The organism is Cyanobium sp. Lug-B (genome assembly GCF_024345635.1).
In the GTDB taxonomy this organism is placed as follows: Bacteria; Cyanobacteriota; Cyanobacteriia; order PCC-6307; family Cyanobiaceae; genus Cyanobium; species Cyanobium minutissimum.
Genome location: NZ_JAGQBM010000008.1, coordinates 46,740 through 65,309, shown reverse-complemented (window position 1 = coordinate 65,309; position 18,570 = coordinate 46,740). Strand labels below are relative to the sequence as shown.

16 protein-coding genes are annotated in these 18,570 nt (G+C 69.5%); 7 read left to right on the top strand and 9 right to left on the bottom strand.

Going from position 1 to position 18,570, the window contains the following annotated elements; genetic code table 11:
• Window positions 1–49: 49 nt before the first annotated feature.
• On the top strand, window positions 50–1,501 hold the full coding sequence (locus KBY81_RS03535) for an NAD(P)/FAD-dependent oxidoreductase (RefSeq protein WP_254975626.1): 1,452 nt from the start codon (window positions 50–52) through the stop codon (window positions 1,499–1,501).
• A 4-nt stretch (window positions 1,502–1,505) separates the two neighbouring features.
• Here KBY81_RS03535 and KBY81_RS03530 read toward each other — a convergent pair whose 3' ends face one another.
• Window positions 1,506–2,312, bottom strand: a complete 807-nt coding sequence (locus KBY81_RS03530; protein ID WP_106219397.1) for an SDR family NAD(P)-dependent oxidoreductase — start codon at window positions 2,310–2,312, stop codon at window positions 1,506–1,508.
• A gap of 180 nt (window positions 2,313–2,492) precedes the next feature.
• On the opposite strand from KBY81_RS03530, the gene KBY81_RS03525 reads away from it, so the two are divergent.
• Window positions 2,493–3,416, top strand: a complete 924-nt coding sequence (locus tag KBY81_RS03525; RefSeq protein WP_254972245.1) for a DMT family transporter — start codon at window positions 2,493–2,495, stop codon at window positions 3,414–3,416.
• Window positions 3,413–4,387: a VOC family protein gene (locus tag KBY81_RS03520; protein ID WP_254975625.1), complete on the top strand. Its 975-nt coding sequence runs from the start codon at window positions 3,413–3,415 to the stop codon at window positions 4,385–4,387. The genes KBY81_RS03525 and KBY81_RS03520 overlap by 4 nt, the downstream gene beginning before the upstream one ends.
• On the opposite strand, the gene glgX is transcribed toward KBY81_RS03520, so the two are convergent.
• Window positions 4,326–6,455, bottom strand: coding sequence for a glycogen debranching protein GlgX (glgX, locus tag KBY81_RS03515; RefSeq protein ID WP_254975624.1), 2,130 nt, complete (start codon window positions 6,453–6,455; stop codon window positions 4,326–4,328). The two genes, KBY81_RS03520 and glgX, sit on opposite strands and share 62 nt — an antisense overlap.
• 143 nt (window positions 6,456–6,598) lie before the next feature.
• On the opposite strand from glgX, the gene KBY81_RS03510 reads away from it, so the two are divergent.
• Entirely contained in the window at window positions 6,599–7,093 is a 495-nt protein-coding gene (locus KBY81_RS03510; RefSeq protein ID WP_106219393.1) for a DoxX family protein, read from the top strand.
• A gap of 26 nt (window positions 7,094–7,119) precedes the next feature.
• Here KBY81_RS03510 and KBY81_RS03505 read toward each other — a convergent pair whose 3' ends face one another.
• Complete coding sequence (locus KBY81_RS03505) at window positions 7,120–7,644, bottom strand: YqhA family protein (RefSeq protein ID WP_106219392.1); 525 nt, start codon at window positions 7,642–7,644, stop codon at window positions 7,120–7,122.
• 23 nt (window positions 7,645–7,667) lie between these two features.
• Complete coding sequence (locus tag KBY81_RS03500) at window positions 7,668–9,278, bottom strand: ABC transporter ATP-binding protein (protein ID WP_254975623.1); 1,611 nt, start codon at window positions 9,276–9,278, stop codon at window positions 7,668–7,670.
• 184 nt (window positions 9,279–9,462) lie between these two features.
• Between KBY81_RS03500 and KBY81_RS03495 the strand changes: the two genes are divergently transcribed.
• On the top strand, window positions 9,463–11,742 hold the full coding sequence (locus KBY81_RS03495) for a bifunctional (p)ppGpp synthetase/guanosine-3',5'-bis(diphosphate) 3'-pyrophosphohydrolase (RefSeq protein WP_254972248.1): 2,280 nt from the start codon (window positions 9,463–9,465) through the stop codon (window positions 11,740–11,742).
• Between the two features lie 22 nt (window positions 11,743–11,764).
• Here the strand turns inward: KBY81_RS03495 and KBY81_RS03490 are convergent, their stop codons facing one another.
• The 4 genes from KBY81_RS03490 to KBY81_RS03475 all read right to left on the bottom strand — a co-directional run bounded on the left by KBY81_RS03490 (window position 11,765) and on the right by KBY81_RS03475 (window position 16,115).
• The gene (locus KBY81_RS03490) at window positions 11,765–12,109 is read right to left on the bottom strand and encodes a hypothetical protein (RefSeq protein ID WP_254975622.1); all 345 of its coding nucleotides are present in this window, start codon (window positions 12,107–12,109) and stop codon (window positions 11,765–11,767) included.
• Between the two features lie 102 nt (window positions 12,110–12,211).
• Window positions 12,212–14,329 carry a glycogen debranching N-terminal domain-containing protein gene (locus KBY81_RS03485; protein WP_106219388.1) on the bottom strand — a complete coding sequence of 706 codons (2,118 nt, stop codon included), beginning with the start codon at window positions 14,327–14,329 and terminating at the stop codon, window positions 12,212–12,214.
• The gene (locus KBY81_RS03480; RefSeq protein ID WP_254972251.1) at window positions 14,322–15,464 is read right to left on the bottom strand and encodes a glycosyltransferase family 4 protein; all 1,143 of its coding nucleotides are present in this window, start codon (window positions 15,462–15,464) and stop codon (window positions 14,322–14,324) included. The genes KBY81_RS03485 and KBY81_RS03480 overlap by 8 nt, the downstream gene beginning before the upstream one ends.
• Before the next feature lie 153 nt (window positions 15,465–15,617).
• Window positions 15,618–16,115 carry a PepSY domain-containing protein gene (locus tag KBY81_RS03475; protein ID WP_254975621.1) on the bottom strand — a complete coding sequence of 166 codons (498 nt, stop codon included), beginning with the start codon at window positions 16,113–16,115 and terminating at the stop codon, window positions 15,618–15,620.
• 175 nt (window positions 16,116–16,290) lie between these two features.
• Between KBY81_RS03475 and KBY81_RS03470 the strand changes: the two genes are divergently transcribed.
• Window positions 16,291–17,739, top strand: a complete 1,449-nt coding sequence (locus KBY81_RS03470) for a YdiU family protein (RefSeq protein ID WP_254975620.1) — start codon at window positions 16,291–16,293, stop codon at window positions 17,737–17,739.
• 112 nt (window positions 17,740–17,851) lie between these two features.
• On the top strand, window positions 17,852–18,040 hold the full coding sequence (locus tag KBY81_RS03465; protein ID WP_254972258.1) for a hypothetical protein: 189 nt from the start codon (window positions 17,852–17,854) through the stop codon (window positions 18,038–18,040).
• Between the two features lie 4 nt (window positions 18,041–18,044).
• Here KBY81_RS03465 and KBY81_RS03460 read toward each other — a convergent pair whose 3' ends face one another.
• Window positions 18,045–18,566: a GNAT family N-acetyltransferase gene (locus tag KBY81_RS03460; protein ID WP_254975619.1), complete on the bottom strand. Its 522-nt coding sequence runs from the start codon at window positions 18,564–18,566 to the stop codon at window positions 18,045–18,047.
• Between the last annotated feature and the right edge of the window lie 4 nt (window positions 18,567–18,570).

Genomic DNA, 18,570 nt, shown 5'->3' with positions numbered 1-18,570 from the left:
CCGTTTCCGGGATCCTCCCTAGCTTTCAGGCATCCCGCGGACCGCATCGATGGCGAAGGAACGCTTCTTCCTCGAGCTGGAGCCCAGCGAGGCTGTGATGAAGGGCTGGCCCCATGTGGTGATCGTGGGTGGCGGTTTCGCCGGGCTGAAGGCGGCCCACCGGCTGGCCGCCCAGCCGGTGCGGGTGACGCTGGTGGACAAGCGCAACTTCAATCTGTTCCAGCCCCTGCTGTATCAGGTGGCCTCCGGTCTGGTGTCGGAGGCGGATGTGGCGACGCCCCTGCGGCTGCTGCTGGCCAGGGCGGCCAACGTGCAGGTGCTGCTCGGTGAGGTGGTCGATCTCGATGCCGCCGCCCGGGAGGTGGTCTTCAACGATCGCCGCCTGCGCTACGACAGCCTGATCCTGGCCACCGGCTCCGGCAGCAGCTATTTCGGCCATGAGGAGTGGCGGGAACTGGCGCCACCGATGAAGATCCTCGAGCACGCCGATGAGATCCGGCGCCGGGTGCTCACGGCCCTGGAGGAGGCTGAGCAGACCCCGGATCCGGAACGCTGCCGTTTTCTGCAGTCGGTGGTGGTGGTCGGCGGCGGCCCCTCCGGCTGCGAGCTGGCCGGATCGATCAACGAGCTGATGCGCCACGCGGCACGGCGCGACTTCCGTCAGCTGGATCCGGGCCTCTGCCGCGTGGTGCTCGTCGACCCCGGCGACCGGGTGCTGCGGGCCATGGATCCATCGCTGTCCCAGGCGGCCGGCGACTATCTCGTCTCCCGCGGTGTGGAGCTGGTGCTGGGGGGGCGGGTGCAGAGCATCGAGGCCGGACGCCTCACGGTGGCCTTCAAGTCGCCGGCACCGGGAACCCCCGGCGAGCGGGTGCTGGAGGCGGCCACCATCTGCTGGAGTGCGGGGGTGCGCGCCTCCCATCTCGGCAAGCTGCTGGCGGAGCGCACCGGCTGTGCGGTCGACCGCGGTGGGCGGGTGGTCGTGGAGCCGGACTTCTCGATCGCCGGCCATCCGGAGATCCGGGTGGTGGGCGATCTCTGCTCCTATTCCCACACGGTCGATGGCAAGCCCCTGCCGGGCATGGCCGGCCCGGCGGTGCAGATGGGGGGCTGGGTCGCCCTCGACCTGCTGGCCCAGCTGGGGGGCCGGCGCCAGGCCCCCTTCCGCTGGTTCGACTTCGGCAGCATGGCGGTGATCGGCCCCCTCTGCGCCGTCGCCGACCTACGGGGCCTCAGGTTCACCGGTCCCCTCGGCTGGCTGCTATGGGGCCTAGCCCACCTGGCCTTCATGCCCGCCAACGAGAACCGCCTCACCCTGCTGACCAAGTGGCTGTGGATGATCGCCACCCAGCAGCGGGCCAGCCTGCTGATCACCGGCCGGCCCGACCAGCACCTGGGGGTGGAGGTGGGGCTGGAGCGGGCCGAACGGGCGGGGGACCCCGCTGCGCCCCCGGCGGTGACACCCGCGGCGGCCTCCACGGAGCAGCCGGCGGCGGCCTGAAGGCTCAGAGGCCGGGGCTGCTGTGCATCAGGCCCCCATCGGCGAAGATCGTGGTGGCGGTGATGTAGCTGGCGGCGTCGCTGGCCAGGAAGCCCACCACCTTGGCGATCTCCTCCGGCTGGGCCATGCGGCCCATCGGGATGGCGGCGTTGAGCTTGGCCAGCAGCTCGGGATTGTTCATGGTGGAGTCGTTGATCGGTGTGGCCACGGCGCCGGGCCCCACATTGACGATGGTGATGCCGTGGGGCGCCAGTTCCAGGGCCGCGGTGCGGGTGAGCATGCGCACACCCCCCTTGGCGCAGCAGTAGGGGGTGTTGTCGGGCATCGGCCAGTCCTCGTGCACCGAGGAGATGTTGATGATGCGGCCGCCGCCGCCCTGGGCGATCATCTGCTTGGCGGCGAACTGGGTGGCGAAGAACACACCGCGCAGGTTGACGTCCAGCACCTTGTCGAAATTGTCCGGGGTGGTGGTGAGGATCGAGGTGCGGGTTTCGATGCCAGCGTTGTTGATCATCACATCGAGACGACCATATTTCTGCACGGTGGTGTCCACCAGGCGCTGCAGGTCATCGAGCTTGCCCACATCGGCCTGAACCCCGAAGCTGCAGCCGCCATAGGCGCCGATTTCACGCTCCAGTTCCTCGGTGGCTTCGGGATGGGAGCGGTAATCGATCACCACCTTGGCGCCGAGTTCGGCCAGATATTCCACGATCGATTTGCCGATGCCGCTGTTGCCGCCGGTGACGATGGCGACCTTGCCCTGCAGCAGGGTGGACAGGGCCTTGCCGGCCAGGGGGTTGGAGCTCGTCATCGGGTACGGCCAGGAAAGGAATGGGGAGGGATGTCCACGGTTTCATCCTAGGGACGCCCACAGGAGCGACACTTGATTGGGATCGTTGCGGCGACGGACAACGCACCACCGGGATGCGGTGACCGTGGCATCACACCGGATGGCCCCTACGCTGAGGCCCAAGCGAGTGGAACCAGCCCGATGGACGGCGAAGCGTTGCAGGAGCCGGACAGCAACGGGACCCGCAATGGGCCGGTGAAACCTTCGGTGGCCAGGGGGGCGGCCCTGCTGGTGGCGGCCTTCCTGGCCAATACCTTGCAGAGCGCGTTTGCGCGGGCGGTGGGCAGTGCCATGGATGCGCTGATGTTCACCTGGCTGACATTTGTGCTGGCGCTGCTGCTGCTGATTCCCTTGCTGGTGATGCGCGGGGGGCGCGATCTTCCCACGCGGGTGTTTCCTCTTCACCTTCTTCGTGGCGGCATGGGCATGGCAGGGTTTCTGTTGTTCATGTCGGCGGCCAAGCTGGTGAATCTTGTCAACGCCAATGTGCTGCTGAACACGACGCCCATGTTCATCCCGTTGCTGGCCTGGCTGGTGCTCAGGCAGCGTATTCCCCCCAGCCTGTGGAAGGCCCTCGCGGTGGGATTTGCCGGGATGGTGATTGTCGTTCAGCCCAACGCTAGTCTCCTTGACAAGCCCGGTGATCTTCTGGGGTTGGCGGCCGGATTCGTCTGCGCCATCGAATTTCTGGCGGTGAAGGCCCTGGGCAGGAGTGAATCTGCCCTGACGCAGCTGGTCTATTTCCTGGCCATCGGCGGCCTGGTCTCCAGCCTGATGATGGTGGGACAGTTCCACGCCATCAGCCCCGATCAGTTCCTGTGGGTGCTGGCCTCGGCCCTCTGTCTGCTCAGCTTCCAGTTTCTGCTGATCCGCGCCTACAGCTATGCCGATCCCAGTGCGATCGGAGCCTTTCAGTATTCCTCCGTGGTCTTCGCCGGCCTGATCGGCTGGATCTGGTTCGGCCAGATCCCCAATGCCGGCGTGATCGTGGGAACGGTGCTGATCTGCGTTGGCGGGGTGCTCAGCCTGGTGGGGCAGAACCCTGTGGCCGCCCCCCAGCCATGACCCTTCCCCACATCGACAGCCTCGGCTTCACCACGGCCGATGCCGAGGCCAGCGCCGCCTTCTTCGAGACCTGCCTGGGCTTCCAGCGTCTGGGGGAGGCCGTGGTGCTGGAGGGCGGCGCCTACGCCCGGTTGGTGGGCCTGCCGGATGCCCGCCTCCGGGTGCTGCGGCTGGCGATCGGGGCGGAGGTGCTGGAGCTCACCGAGGTGCTCACACCGGGTCCGGGCGTCCGTCCGGGGCGGCCGGTCCCGGCCGGTTCCCGCAGCAACGACCGCTGGTTCCAGCACGCCTGCCTGGTGGTCAATCGCCTGGAGGCGGCCCTGGCGGCGCTGCAGCCGGCCTTCGCTGCCGGCCGGATCACGGCGATCTCCTCCGCGCCCCAGCGCCTGCCGGACTGGAATGCGGCCGCCGCCGGCATCCTTGCCTTCAAGTTCCGCGACCCGGACGGCCATCCCCTGGAGCTGCTGCAGTTCCCGCCGGACAAGGGGGAGGCCCGCTGGCATGGGGCGTCCCCCGGCCCGGTGCTCGGCATCGACCACAGCGCCATCGGCATCGCCGACACGGTCGCCAGCGGCCGGTTCTACCGCGAGCTCCTGGGTCTGGCCGCCGGCGGCGACGGCGTCAACAGCGGCCCGGAGCAGGACGGCCTCGACGGTCTGGCGGGCACCCGGGTGCGTATCACCGGCCACCGCTGCCCCAGCGGCGCCGGTGTCGAGTGCCTCGACTACCGCGAACCCACCGGTGGCCGGCCCATGCCCGCCGACCAGGGCCTCCAGGACCTGGCCCACTGGCAGCTGCGCCTGCGGATGGCCGACCTGGAGGCCATCGCCGACCGGGCCGGGGCCCTGGGGGGGCGGGTGATGTCGCCGGGGATCGTCGCGCTGGGGGATCAGGCGGAATGGCTCGGGGCTAGCCGGGCCCTGCAGCTGGCGGATCCGGATGGCCATCGCCTGCAGCTGCTGCAGAACTGAGGCCCACCACCAGCACCACGATCGAGCGGGGGCCCAGGGTGTAAGTGTCCGCCTCAAGGGCCGGCGCGCTGATCCAGGGCACGATGTCCTCCGGGCTGGGCCGGGAGGTGTCGATCCAGCGGCGCCAGTTCGGCTGGTCGCCCTCGGCGCCGGGCAGCCGGAAGCACAGCGGCTCCCACCAGGCGTTGACCATGGCGTGCCAGCGGAACCGGTGGTCGACGCTGGTGATCGTGGCGGCGAAGGCGTGGGAGCTCTCGCTCCAGTCGGGCTGGTCGGGTTCGACCCCATGCCAGCGCACGTGGTGGCGCCGCACCAGTTCGCCGAGGCTGAGGTTGCGGGCGTTGACCACCACATCGCGGCGCTGGCGGTAGGCGAGCAGCTCCCGCACGAAGCGATGCAGGTCGGCGTTGCGCTCCAGCAGCGACCAGTCCAGCCAGCTGATCGGGTTGTCCTGGGCGTAGGCGTTGTTGTTGCCCTGCTGGCTGCGGCCGAGCTCATCGCCCATGGCCAGCATCGGCGTGCCCACCGCCAGCAGCAGCATGGTCAGCAGGTTGCGGCTCTGGCGGGCGCGCAGGGCCAGGACCTCGACGTCGGTGGTGGGCCCTTCGACGCCGCCGTTCCAGCTGGCGTTGTCGTCGCTGCCGTCGCGGTTGCCCTCGCCGTTGGCCTCGTTGTGCTTGCCGTTGTAGCTGACCAGATCGGCCAGGGTGAAGCCGTCGTGGCAGGTGATGAAGTTGACGCTGGCCTCCGCCTCCCGCTGCTTGTGGCCGTAGATGTCGGGGCTGCCCATCAGCCGCTGGCCGACGCTGGCCGCCAGGCCCCTGTCCCCCTTGATGAAGCGGCGCACGTCATCGCGGAAGCGGCCGTTCCACTCCTGCCAGTTGTCGCCGACGAAGCTGCCCACCTGATAGAGGCCGCCGGCATCCCAGGCCTCGGCGATCAGCTTGGTGCCCGCCAGCACCGGATCGGTGTCGATGTCCCAGAGGACCGGCGAGAGGGGGGTGGGTCGGCCGGTCTGGTCCCGGTCCAGCACCGAGGCCAGATCGAAACGGAAGCCATCGACATGCAGATGCTGCACCCAGTGGCGCAGGCTCTCGCGGATCAGGCGCCGCACCACCGGGTGGTTGGCGTTGAACGTGTTGCCGCAGCCGGTGACGTCGATATAGGTGCCGTCTTCGTTCTGCAGGTAGTAGTCGCCGTCCGCCAGCCCGCGGAAGCAGAAGGCCGGCCCCTCGGCGTCCCCTTCGGCGGTGTGGTTGAACACCACATCGAGGATCACCTCGATGCCGGCGCGGTGCAGCGCCTTGACCAGGTCGCGGAACTCGTCGATCACCGCCAGGGGGTCGGCGCTGCAGGCGTAGCCCGGGTGGGGGGCGAAGAAGGAGACCGGCTGGTAACCCCAGTAGTTGCGCAGGCCGGCGGGGGCCGCCAGGGGATCGAAGGCGAACACCGGCAGCAGTTCCACCGCCGTGATGCCCAGGTCCTGGAGGTAGGGGATCCGGCTGATCAGGCCCCGGTAGGTGCCCGCCTGCTCCGGCGGCAGGCCGGCGCTGGGGTGGGCGGTGAAGCCGCGCACGTGCAGCTCGTAGATCACCGTCTCGCGGGAGGGCCGGTGCAGGGGCCGATCCCCTTCCCAGTCGTAGGCGAGCGGGTCGGCCACCACGCTCTTCATGGCGGTGCCCCAGTCGCCGGCGCTGCTGCGGCCGGGGGCGCGGCCGTAGCCCGACGGCATCGCCAGGGCCAGCCCGTGGGGATCGAGCAGCAGGTTGGCCGGATTGAAACGCAGCCCCAGCTGGGGCTGCTGGGGCCCTTCGACACGCCAGCCATAGGGCTGCCCCGGCCCGATCCCCTCCAGCCGGCAGTGCCAGTAGTCGCCGGTGTGGTGCCGGTCGGGGTCGAGGGCGACACGCCGGCATGGCACGGCATCGTCGAGCCGCGCGAACAGGCACAGCTCTACCGCCGTGGCCCGCCGGGCATAGAGGCTGAAGTTGACTCCCCCATCGCTGAGCGAGGCGCCCAGGGGGGCACTGCTGCCCGGGGACGGCGGGGCCGCCGTGCATGAGGTCATGGCGTCGGCTGGGGTGGAGGGGACAGGGGGCCCGCCCACCGCATGATGGCCAGGACCCCCGGTTTCGCCCGGCCCCGCCGCGGCGCCGTCCGCCGACTCTGCTTACGGTGAGCCGGCACGCCGTCCCGCCGTTCCGCCCGCCGATGGATCTCGAGATCGTCACCCTGCTCGTGCCCACCGGCCCGTCCCTGGCGGCCGGGGCCGGGCTGCTGGTGCTGCGGCTGTTCGTGGGGGTGGCCTTCATCCGCCACGGCTGGCCGAAGCTGCGCAACCTCCGCACTTGGTCCACGGCGATGAAGACGCCGGAGTGGCTCTGCTTCCTCTCGGCGGCCTCGATGTGGGGCGCGGGCATCGCCCTGATTCCCGGTCTGCTCACCCCCCTGGCGGCCCTGGCGATCCTGGTGTCGATGGCCTACGCCATGGTGCTGGAGCTGGTTTCCGGGTCCCCCTTCATCGCACCGGATCCCTATCAGATTCCCGAGGGGGACTACGCCGGACCGATGGGCGTCGGTGAGCCGCCCAGCTGGGAGAAGGCGGCCATGTACGTGGTGATGTGCCTGGTGCTGATCACCTCCGGCGGCGGCCTGCTGTCCCTCGACAACCTGCTGATCGCTGACCTGCTGGGCGCCCTTCTCTGAAGGGCCGCCCGGGGCCGCCGACCGGATCAGTCGCGCTCCGGCGATGCCGCGGAGGGTTGGTCCTCCCGCTCACCGCCCCAGTACTTGAAGGCCAGCAGGGCCAGGGTCACCACGGCCATGCCGGCGCCGGGGAAGAAGATGTCGGCGCCGGCGACGGAGTGGGCGGGGTCGTCGGGGTCGAAGCTGTTGAGCAGCTCGAGAAAGGAGATTGCCATCGCCAGGATGATGAAGTTGGCGAACATGCCCTTCACTTCGTGGAAGTTCCGGAAGCTGAGGGTCTTCGGCAGCTTCAGCTCGCTGATGAACAGGGAGAACATGCCGATCGCCAGGGCCAGGCAGCCCGTTCCCACCAGCAGCAGGTCGATCCCCTCGAGAATGTCCATCTCGAAGCGGTTGAGATCCACCAGGTCGGTGATGCTCACCAGGGCCAGTCGCAGCTGCTCCAGGATCAGCCGGCTGCCGCGCAGAAACAGGGCCAGGCAGCTGGCCAGCAGCGCCAGGATCGGCACCAGGGTGAGGTAGCGGGCGCGCAGGAGCAGGCGGTGCAGCATGGGGGTGCGGCGTGGATGGGATTTCAGGGCAGGGGGGGCAGGCGCGGACAGGCCTCCACCAGGGTGCGGGTGATCGCCGCCTGGGGGTGGGCCAGCAGCTCGGCACCGGCCCCCTGCTCGACGACGCGACCGCCGTCGAGCACGAGGACCCGATGGCAGAAGCCGCCGGCCACCGAGAGGTCGTGGGTGATGAACAGCATGCCCAGGCCGAGCTGGCCCTGCAGGCGTCGCAGCAGGGCCAGCACGTCGGCCTGGACCTCGGCGTCGAGCATGCTGACGCTCTCGTCGCAGAGCAGCACCTGGGGGCCCAGGATCAGGGCGCGGGCGATCGCCACCCGCTGCTGCTGGCCGCCCGAGAGCTGGCGGGGCAGGCGGTCTTCGAAGGATTCGGGCGGATCGAGCCCCACCAGGGCCAGCTGCTCCCTGGCGCGGCGGCGGGCCTCCGGGCGGCGGGCCAGTCCATGGATCAGCAGGGGGTCGGCCACCGCCTCCCCCACGGTCATCTGGGGGTTGAGGCAGGCCAGGGGATCCTGGAAGACCATCTGCAGGCGGCGCCGGGCCCGCCGCAGCGACCGCCCCCCCAGGCGCCGCAGGTCGACTCCCTGGAGCCGCACCGCCCCGCCCCGTACCGGCGCCAACCCCATCAGGGCGCGGCAGAGGCTGCTCTTGCCACAGCCCGACGCCCCCACCACGCCGATGGTTTCCCCTTCGTGCAGGGTCAGGCTCACCCCGTCGACCGCCTTGATCCAGCGCGGCTGCCAGGGCAGGGAGGGCAGGGGGTGCCAGCTGCGCAGTTCCTCCACCTCCAGCAGCACCGGCGCGGCGGCGGGGGCCTCGCTGCGCCCGCCCTCCCGCTCCCGGGCGGCGCCCACCAGCCGCCGGGCCAGGGGCGAGGCCGGGGCGGTGAGCAGCTGGAGGCTCGGGGCCTCCTCCACCAGCCGCCCCTGATCGAGCACGGCGATGCGGTCGCACCAGTGGCCGGCCATGGCCAGGTCGTGGCTGATCAGCAGCAGGGCGCTGCCGGTTTCGGTGCAGAGCTCGCTCAGCTGGGCCATCACCTGGCCGGCCACGGCCACATCCAGGCTGGTGGTGGGTTCGTCGGCGATCACCAGGGGCGGGTGCAGGGCTAGGGCCAGGGCGATGGCCAGGCGCTGGCGCATGCCGCCGCTGAATTCGTGGGGGAAGCTGCCGTAGCGCTCCGGGGCGATCCCCACCCGGGCCAGCAGCTCCCGGGCCCGCTCGCGGCCCCCACCGCGGTGGGCGGCCAGGGTGTCCCGCAGGTGCTCGCCGATGGTGAGCAGGGGATTGAGCCGGGTCATCGGGTCCTGGAACACCAGGCCCACCGCCTCGCCCCGCAGCCGGCGCAGGGCGGCGCGCCGCAGGCGGCGGGGGTCCTGTCCCGCCAGCAGCAGCTCGCCGTCGCAGACGCTGCCCGGCGGCAGCAGCTGCAGCACGGCCCGGGCCACGGTGCTCTTGCCACAGCCCGAGGGACCCACCAGGGCCAGCCGTTCGCCGGGGCTGAGGGTCAGATCAAGCCCATCGAGGGTGGGCCGTTCACTGCCGGGGTAACGCACCTGCAGACCACCGATCCGCAGCACCGGGGCCGCGGGCAGGGACGGGGCGGGCAGGGCCATGGACGACACCGGCGGCGCCCAGTCTGGATGGCCGAATGCGCAAATCCCCTGGTTCGTGACGATTGCCCCATACCATGGGTGCACCCTGAAGGGTGTGATGCTGAGGGTGGCGCCGGATCCAGGTTCCTCTCCGCTGGCTTACGCCTCGGCCGCAACTTCCGCTGCTCCGGAAGGGCCGCGGGAAATGGCGCAGGAGCCGCCCTCTGGCCTGGAGGCTCCGGCACCCCAGGCTGCCCCCGAGCGTGACTACGGCGTCCCCCTGCCGGCCTGGCTGCGCCAGAGCCTCCAGCAACGGCAGCCCGCCGATGCGGAGGCGCGCCCGGTCGATCCGGAGGCCCTGGTGGCCACGGCCTTCGACTTCGCCTACCAGCTCCACGACGGCCAGTTCCGGGCCAGCGGCGAGCCCTACATCGTCCATCCGATCGCCGTTGCCGGTCTGCTGCGCGACATCGGCGCCAGCGCGGCGGTGATCGCCGCCGGCTTCCTCCACGACGTGGTGGAAGACACCCAGGTCACCCCCGAGGAGATCGAAGCGCGTTTCGGCGAGGAGGTACGCGCCCTGGTGGAGGGGGTCACCAAGCTGGGCGGCATCCATTTCACCAACCGCACCGAGGCCCAGGCGGAGAACCTGCGGCGCATGTTCCTGGCCATGGCCAGTGACATCCGGGTGGTGCTGGTCAAGCTGGCCGACCGGCTGCACAACATGCGCACCCTCGGCGCCCTCAAGCCTGAGAAGCAGCAGCGCATCGCCCGGGAGACCCGCGACATCTACGCCCCCCTGGCCAACCGCCTGGGCATCGGTCGCTTCAAGTGGGAGCTGGAGGACCTGGCCTTCAAGGTGCTGGAGCCCGAGTCCTACCGCGACGTGCAGCAGCAGGTCGCCACTAAGCGCAGCGAACGGGAGGAGCGGCTCGGGGCCACGGTGCAGCTGCTGCGCGACCGGCTGGTGGCGGCGGGCCTGCAGGACTGCGAGGTGAGCGGCCGACCGAAGCACCTCTACGGCATCTGGAGCAAGATGCAGCGCCAGCAGAAGGCCTTCCACGAGATCTACGACGTGGCGGCCCTGCGGATCCTGTGCCCGAGCGTGGAGAGCTGCTACCGGGCCCTGGCCGTGGTTCACGACATCTTCCGGCCGATCCCCGGCCGCTTCAAGGACTACATCGGCCTGCCCAAGCCCAACGGCTACCAGTCGCTGCACACGGCGGTGATCGGCCGCCACCGGCCGATCGAGGTCCAGATCCGCACCACGGAGATGCACCAGGTGGCGGAGTACGGCATCGCCGCCCACTGGAAGTACAAGGAGGGGGGCTCGCCGGCCGCCGGCGACACCGAGCGCTTCAACTGGCTGCGGCAGCTGGTCGACTGGCAGAAGGACGACGGCGGCGAGGACAGCAGCGACTTCCTGGCCTCGATCAAGGAGGACCTCTTCGATGAGGAGGTGTTCGTGTTCACTCCCAAGGGGGATGTGGTGGGGCTGCGCAAGGGCTCCACCGCCGTCGACTTCGCCTTCCGCATCCACTCGGAGGTGGGCAACCACTGCCAGGGCGTACGCATCAACGACCGCCTCTGTCCCCTGGCCACACCGCTGCAGAACGGCGATTTCGTGCAGGTGATCACCGCCAAGAACGCCCACCCGAGCCTCGACTGGCTCAACTTCGTGGCCACCCCCACGGCCCGCAATCGCATCCGGGGCTGGTACAAACGCAGCCACCGCGACGACAACATCCAGCGGGGCACCGAGATGCTCGAGCGGGAGCTGGGCCGCGACGGCTTCGACGCCCTGCTCAACGGCGAGGCGATCGCCCGGGTGGCCAAGCGCTGCAACCTGGTGGGCACCGAGGATCTGCTGGCCGCCCTGGGCTTCGGCGGCGTCACCCTGCAGCAGGTGCTGAACCGCCTGCGGGAGGAGGTGCGCCTCAGCACCGCCGCCGCCGCCCCGGTCCCCACCAACGAGGAGGTGGCCGCCGGGGTGGCCGCGGCCCAGCCGCGCCAGGCCCCCCACGGGCACCCCTCGAACAGCCCGATCCTGGGGCTGGAAGGGCTGGAATACCGCCTGGGGGGCTGCTGCAGCCCCCTGCCTGGGGAAGCGATCGTGGGCACCGTGGCCCTGGGCAACCACGGCATCACCATTCACCGCCAGGACTGCGCCAACGTGCCCCAGGTGCCGGTGGAGCGGCGGTTGCCGGTGCGCTGGAACCCGCTCGGCGAGGCCCAGCAACGGCGCTACCCGGTGCGGCTGCGCATCGAGGTGCTTGACCGGGTGGGGGTGCTCAAGGACATCCTGATGCGCCTTTCCGACCACCGCATCAACGTCAGCGATGCCCGGGTGCGCACGAGCGCCGGCAAGCCGGCCCGCATCGATCTGCGGGTCGAGCTGCTCAGCGCCGCCCAGCTGGGCACCACCATGGACCAGATCCGCTCCATGGCCGACGTGCTCGACCTCTGCCGCACCGGCATCGGCTGAACCTGCCGGCGGACCGGTCCCGTCAGGCGGCGGCCCGGCGGGCCCCCAGCAGCACCTGTTTCATGCTGCCGTTGGCCTGGAAGGACAGCACCAGCAGATAGGCCGCCAGAAACAGTATCCCGCCCACCGCGGCCAGCAGGCCCAGGCCGAGTCCCTTGGCGGAGAAGTCATGTCTCCACGCCACCCAGAGTCCCGTGAGCAGCAGCATGCCGAGGAAATCCAGATCGAACTGCCCGGGCCAGCCCATCCCCCGGAAGTCCGACAGGAAGACACTCACCAGGTCGATGCCATGGTGCGCCACCACCACCGCTGTGTAGCCGGCCACGGCGAGCCACAGCAGCACGAGAGCGGCACGAAAGGCGGCCATGGTGGGAGGTTCCTGAGGTGACGAACCACTCTGGAACGGCGCGCCGGAGGGCGCTGCTTCCGCGATCACACACCGGGGCGAGCGGGGCGCCGGGCCCGGCCGTCACTTCATGATCAGCACGTCCACCCCGGGCGTTCGGCTGCGCACCTGAACCCCCACATCGTGCTCGCTGCGGTGGAACTGGAGGTTGATCTCCTCGTCGCCCAGCCGCAGGCCGTTGATGTCCAGCAGGTTCAGGCCCCTCGGCAGGCAGGGATTGTGGAGGCGCACCTGCACCCGGCTGCTGCCGTGCTCCCGCTCGATCGCCATGCCGGTGATCGCCTCCAGCAGGCCGAACACACTGGCGCTGGCCCAGGCCTGGGGGCTGCAGGCCACCGGATAGAAGGTGGGGCCCTCTTCCTCCCGGCGCGGGAAGCCGCAGAACAGCTCCGGCAACTGGAACATCGGCACCGCACTGGCGGTCTCGAACAGACCGGTCAGGATCTGCAGGGTTTCGGACCGGTGGCCGTACCGGGCCAGCCCCATGCCGATCAGGGCGTTGTCATGGGGCCAGACGGAACCGTTGTGGTAACTCATCGGGTTGTAGCGCCGCTCCCGCTCATCCAGGGTGCGGATGCCCCAGCCGTTGAAACTGGTGGGGGCCAGCAGCTGCCGCGCCACCGCCGCCGCCGCCTCCGAGGTGGCGATGCCTGTCCACAGGCATTGACCTGCATTGGAGGCCCGCACCTGGCAGGTCTGGCCTTCGCCATCAATGGCGAGGGCATAGGAATCGATCGAGGGCGTCCAGAAGGCCCGATGGAACCGGTGACGCAGTTCGGCGGCCTCCTCCAGCAGCGTCTCGGCATCCGAGGGCCGTCCGAGGCGGTGATAGACCGTGGCGAGTGATCGGCGGGCGCCATAGGCGTAGGCCTGCACCTCGCACAGGGCGATCGAACCCTCGGCCAGGCGGCCATCGGCGTGATGGATGGCATCGTCGGAATCCTTCCAGCCCTGATTGCGCAGGCCGTTCTCCGCCACCCGCAGGTAGCGGAGGAAGCCATCGAAGCTGCCGGCTTCGGCCCTGTGGATCCAGGCCATGGCCGCCTCCAGCTCGGGCAGCAGGCCGGCGACGAAGTCCCGGTCATCGCTGCGGCAGAGATAATCGCCCGCCAGCATCAGAAACAGCGGCGTGGAGTCGACGGCGCCGTAGTACCTGGAAAACGGAACTTCGCCGAGCGCCGCCATCTCGCCAAGCCGCGATTCGTGCAGGATCTTGCCCGGCTCCTCGTCGTGGGACGGATTGTCGGAAACCGCCTGGCTGCAGGCCAGGTAGCCCAGCACCCCACGGGCCAGCCGCGGCTCCACCATCAGCATCTGGCGCGCCGTGATCAGGCCGTCCCGGCCGAAAGGACAGCTGAACCAGGGCACCCCGGCGTAGGGGTAGAGCCCATCCTCCACCTGGCTGGCCAGCAGATGCACATCGGAGAAGGAGCGCATCAGCCAGCTGTTGAAGGCCGGGTTGTCACTGACCACCGATGCGGCGCTGCTCCGGGCCTCCCGGAAGCGCTGGATCGTGGCGGCCATGGCGGAGTTGAAGTGATCTTCCGCGCCCAACGGCTCAGCATCGGGGTGGAAATCCAGCACCAGGAAGATCCGTCGCGTCTGCCGGGGCTCCAGGCTCACCTGCAGCCCGATGTGCTCCTCGCCCACCTCCCCGACCGGATCGCTCAGGCGCAGGACCGTGACCCGGTCTTCCCCATCCAGGCCCCGGTAGATCATTTCCAGGGTGCCTCCCAGGCCCCGACGGACCGTTCGGCCCCGCTCCGAACGGGTGTACCCCCTCACCTCGAAGATGTCGCAGAAGTCCGCATCGAGCCGCAGGGTCAGCGGCATCGTGACGGGCAGGTCTCCGTAACTGGTGAAGCAGAACTGCTGCAGGCAGGCGGTGGCGGTCAGGACGGTGCTGCGCTCCAGGTGGATGGTCATCGACGCCGAGCCACCGGTACCACCGTCGTTGTTGCTTAGATGGCTCACGAGCACCCCCACCGCCCCACGCTCGGTGGAGCTCAGGACCAGGGGCGGTCGTCCCCACAGCAACAGCTGCAGCCGGCTGACGTGGCGTGTGCCGCGGTGGAAGATGCCGACATCGTGCTGGCCGTCCGGGCAGATCTCGCCACGGGAATCCAGGATCGCGAAGGTTTCCTCGTTCTTGAGGACGAAGGGATGCAGCGGATCAGGCATGCACCGGTGTGCGGTGGGCGGGGCTGTGGCAGCGGCGTGCCTGGATCTGGTGCCGGTAGAGGTGCTCGTAGTCCTCGGCCTGGCGACTGACGGAGAAGCACACTTCGAAGTGGCTGCGGACCCGCGAGCGATCGAGCTGTTCGAGCCGTCCGACCGTGGCGATGGCTTCCTCGATCGAAGTCACCAGGAAGCCGTTGACCCCCTCACGGATGACTTCCGGGGTGGAGCCGTTGCGCCAGGCGATCACCGGGGTGCCACAGGCATTGGCTTCGATCATCACCAGGCCGAAGGGTTCGGGCCAGTCGATTGGAAACAGCAGGGCGAGGGCATGGCCGAGCAGCTCCTGCTTGCCGGCATCATCCACTTCACCGATGAATTCCACCAGGGGATTGTTCAGTAACAGCGGCTCGATGTGATCGTGGAAGTAGGGAGTATCCACTGGATCAATTTTGGCGGCCACCTTCAGCGGCAGGCCTACGGCCGTGGCGATGGCGATGGCGCGATCCAGCCGTTTCTCCGGTGAGATGCGGCCGATAAAGGCCAGGTAGGGCCTGGGTGTGGGCTGGTAGCGATAGAGGTCGTTGGGGAGTCCGTGGTAAACGTTGCCGAGCCAGTTGGCGCTGGGAACGGGCTGACGCTGGGTTTCGGAGATCGAGACCAGGGGCACCCGATGGAAATGGGTGTACAGCAGCTTCTGCTCGGGCGCATGCAGGGGGCCGTGAAGGGTGTTCAGATGGGGAATGCCCAGCAGGTTGGAGAGGGGAAAATGGGAATGGCCGTTGTGGAAATGGAGGATGTCGAAGTCATCCAGTTTCTCGAGCACGCGATCGAGCTGAATCGCGTTGTGAACGCTGGCGTCAGACACCTGTCCGCTTTGCCGCAGGGCCAGGGGAACACAGGCGCAGAGCTTGGCGCTGGTCAGAGAATCGCCGCTTGCAAATAAAACCACATCATGCCCCCGTCGCACCAGTTCTTCGGTGAGATAGTGAACAACCCGTTCTGTTCCCCCATAGCCAACCGGTGGAACTCTCTCGTGGAGCGTTGAAATCTGCGCGATTCTCATCACTTCACCTTCCTCTTCGGGTCTGCTTCTCCCCTTAACCCTATGCAGAAAACCCAGGCCGGATGGTGACACTGCAGATCTGCTGCAGTCCGGCAGGTTGTTGTTCAGGTGCCGGCGATGGGCTGCAGCGAGAGGCTGGAAAGAAGCACGACGGCCGCCCAGAGATCGGAGACCATGGCGATTGTTTTCTTATAGCGGGGATGGAGAATCTGATGCCGACCCGGTCTAGTCGGCGCGCTCCTGCTTGAGGATCCTGCCCGTCGCCGCGTCGATGCTGATCGTGCGTCGGCCGCTCGAGCCGGCCATGTCGACGTCCCAGACGGTGCGGCCGTTCTCGGTGTCCAGATCGATCGCGATCACCCGGCCCCCGGAGACGGCGGCCGTGGCGGTTGCGATGGCCTGCTGGACCGTCACCACCGGTCCGGGCCCAAGGGCTTCCCGCGGCAGCGACTCCCGTTCCTGCCTCAGTACCGCTCCGGTGGTGGCGTTGATGGAAAGCTCGAGCCCGGTGTTGTCGGGCCTGCGGACGAGCACCTCCCATACCGCCCGGCCCTCCTTGCCCCCCGGATCGACGTCGACGACGGTCCCGCCGGGGACCCGCTGCAGGGCGATGGCGGCCGCCCGGGCGGCCGTGATCCGGGCGGTGGTGCCGGCCTCGCTGGCCAGCGCCTGTCCCGCCCCCAGGGCCAGTCCCACGGCAAGGGCGAGTGCGGGGATGGACAAGGTGGTCCGACGTGCCATTCCAACGGTTCGCAAGGGAATCAACGTAACGACGCCGATTCCGTTCCGGAACCGGACCTTCATGGACCCAGGCAGTCCGCCGCCTGGGGATCCGCTGCTGGAAGGGCTCAGGCTCTGGTCCGTGCCCGCTCCTTAGGGTCGCCCCTGTCATCGCCCAATGCCCATGGCCACCCGCCCCAATCCGCTGCTGGGGCTGCCCTTCGAGGGGGCCCTCGAGGATCTCGGGCCTGAGTACTGGGACGTGGTGGAGGCGGCGACCTTTCCACGCACGCGGCTGCGGTTCCGCAACGACCCCCTGCTGCACCAGCTGGGCCTGGACCCGGCCAGCGTCAGTGACGACGACATCGAGGCGGCCTACGGCCGTTTTGAGGGCCGCGCCCCCCTGCTGGCCCTCCGCTACCACGGCCACCAGTTCGGCACCTACAACCCCCTGCTGGGGGACGGGCGCGGCTTCCTCTACGGCCAGCTGCGCGATCGCCACGGCCAGCTGCTTGACCTGGGCACCAAGGGGTCCGGCACCACCCCCTGGAGCCGGGGCGGTGACGGCCGCCTCACCCTCAAGGGCGGGGTGCGGGAGGTGATCGCCGGCGAGGCCCTGCAGCGCCTCGGCGTCAGCACCAGCCGCACCCTGGCGTTGATCGAGACCGGTGAAGACCTCTGGCGCGGCGATGAACCCTCCCCCACCCGCAGTGCGGTGATGGTGCGCGTGGCCCGCACCCACCTGCGCTTCGGCACCTGCGAACGACTGCTCTTCCGCCGCCAGCCGGCCCAGCTGGAGCGGCTGCTGCGCCACGTGGTGGCCTGCCATTACCCGCACCTGGCGGTGAGCCACGGCGACGGTGAACCGCTGCTGGTGGCCTTCTACGGCGCGCTGGTGCAGCGGGTGGCGCGGCTGGCGGCCGAATGGATGGCGGCGGGCTTCACCCACGGGGTGCTCAACACCGACAACATGTCGCTGGCGGGGGAGAGCTTCGACTACGGCCCCTTCGCCTTCCTCGAAACCTGGGATCCGGGTTTCACCGCCGCCTACTTCGACCACGACGGCCTCTACGCCTACGGCCGCCAGCCGCTGGTCTGCGAGCAAAACCTGCGGCTGCTGCAGGAGCCCCTGGCGATGCTGCTGCCCCGGGCGCCCCTGGAGGCGGCGCTGGAGCCGTTCGGGGAGGTCTACGACGCCCACTACCGCCGTTGCCTGCTGCGCCGCCTGGGCATCGACGCCCCCACCAGTGCCGAGGCGGCCGCCGATCTCCCCGATCCGCTGCCCGCCACCCTGCGGCTGCTGGCGGGCTGGCCGGTGGCCTACGGCTCCTTCTTCGCCGCCCTGGCCGGGCGCGTCCGGGGGGGCGGGCTGCCGGCCACGGCCGAGGACCTGGAGCCCTTCGTGGCAGGGGCTCCGGCGCCACCCCGGGCCGAATGGCTCGCCTGGCGGGACAGCTGGTGGCACGGGTGCCAGGCCGTGGCGGACCAGGCGGGCATCGCCGCCGGCCTGCAGCGCTGGAACCTGCCGGAGACGCCGGTCCGGCCCGTGATCGAGCGGATCTGGGCGGCCATTGATGAACAGGACGACTGGACGCCCCTGCAGCAATGGCTGGCGCAGACGCTGTGATCGGTGCGGGTCCGCCGACGGGGGAGACGGCCCGTGTCAGGGGCTACAACCCACCGGGGCGGCGTCTTCTACAACACCTCGAAGCTCAGGCTTTCTCCATCGCAGCGATGCCATGACCTCCGAACAGGCTGCCCAGCTCATCGACAACACGCTCGATCTGGTGCATCAGCGTCTGATCGATCTGGAGTCGCAATCCCTCGACCATGAGCACCGGGCCCTGGCGGCGGAATTCCGTGAGTGGCGTCAACCCTCCGGCGGCCACATCGACCTCATGGTGTTTCCCGGGCTGGCCGAATCCTGACGTTTCAGTCTCCATCCGGCAGCCGCTTTTCCCAGAACTGGGCCCGGCCCATGGAGGGGTCCAGCTGATAGGGCTGGAAGCCCGCACGTCCGTAGACGGCCTGGGCAGCCCTGTTGCCTTCCAGCACTTCCAGGGTGAGCTTGCAGCAGCCGAGCCGCCGGGCGATCACCTCGGCGCGCTGCAGCAGTCGCCGGGCCACCCCCTGCCGGCGGAACGCTTCAGCCACCACCAGATCGTGGATGTTGAGCAGGGGCCGGCAGGCGAAGGTGGAGAAGCCTTCCAGACAGATGGCCAGCCCGGCCGGCTTCTCCCCCGCGAAGGCCAGGATCCCGTGGGCTGAGGGGCGCCGGGCCAGGGCGTCGACCAGATTCGCCCGGGTGAAGTCGGAGAGCCCCTGGCCACCGCCCATGGGGTCGCGGGCATAGACCTCCATCAGGGCCAGCAGCGCAGCGCTATCCACCGGGTCACTGAGGTCGGCCTCGCGAATGTCGATCAGGGGTGAGGGGGCCACGGGGATGTCCGGCATCGGT

Excerpts from the sequence above, each read along its gene's own strand:
- KBY81_RS03535 (WP_254975626.1), top strand. The coding sequence starts at position 50 with ATGGCGAAGGAACGCTTCTTCCTCGAGCTGGAGCCCAGCGAGGCTGTG.
- KBY81_RS03530 (WP_106219397.1), bottom strand. The coding sequence starts at position 2,312 with ATGACGAGCTCCAACCCCCTGGCCGGCAAGGCCCTGTCCACCCTGCTG.
- KBY81_RS03525 (WP_254972245.1), top strand. The coding sequence starts at position 2,493 with ATGGACGGCGAAGCGTTGCAGGAGCCGGACAGCAACGGGACCCGCAAT.
- KBY81_RS03520 (WP_254975625.1), top strand. The coding sequence starts at position 3,413 with ATGACCCTTCCCCACATCGACAGCCTCGGCTTCACCACGGCCGATGCC.
- glgX (WP_254975624.1), bottom strand. The coding sequence starts at position 6,455 with ATGACCTCATGCACGGCGGCCCCGCCGTCCCCGGGCAGCAGTGCCCCC.
- KBY81_RS03510 (WP_106219393.1), top strand. The coding sequence starts at position 6,599 with ATGGATCTCGAGATCGTCACCCTGCTCGTGCCCACCGGCCCGTCCCTG.
- KBY81_RS03505 (WP_106219392.1), bottom strand. The coding sequence starts at position 7,644 with ATGCTGCACCGCCTGCTCCTGCGCGCCCGCTACCTCACCCTGGTGCCG.
- KBY81_RS03500 (WP_254975623.1), bottom strand. The coding sequence starts at position 9,278 with ATGGCCCTGCCCGCCCCGTCCCTGCCCGCGGCCCCGGTGCTGCGGATC.
- KBY81_RS03495 (WP_254972248.1), top strand. The coding sequence starts at position 9,463 with ATGGCGCAGGAGCCGCCCTCTGGCCTGGAGGCTCCGGCACCCCAGGCT.
- KBY81_RS03490 (WP_254975622.1), bottom strand. The coding sequence starts at position 12,109 with ATGGCCGCCTTTCGTGCCGCTCTCGTGCTGCTGTGGCTCGCCGTGGCC.
- KBY81_RS03485 (WP_106219388.1), bottom strand. The coding sequence starts at position 14,329 with ATGCCTGATCCGCTGCATCCCTTCGTCCTCAAGAACGAGGAAACCTTC.
- KBY81_RS03470 (WP_254975620.1), top strand. The coding sequence starts at position 16,291 with ATGCCCATGGCCACCCGCCCCAATCCGCTGCTGGGGCTGCCCTTCGAG.
- KBY81_RS03465 (WP_254972258.1), top strand. The coding sequence starts at position 17,852 with ATGACCTCCGAACAGGCTGCCCAGCTCATCGACAACACGCTCGATCTG.
- KBY81_RS03460 (WP_254975619.1), bottom strand. The coding sequence starts at position 18,566 with ATGCCGGACATCCCCGTGGCCCCCTCACCCCTGATCGACATTCGCGAG.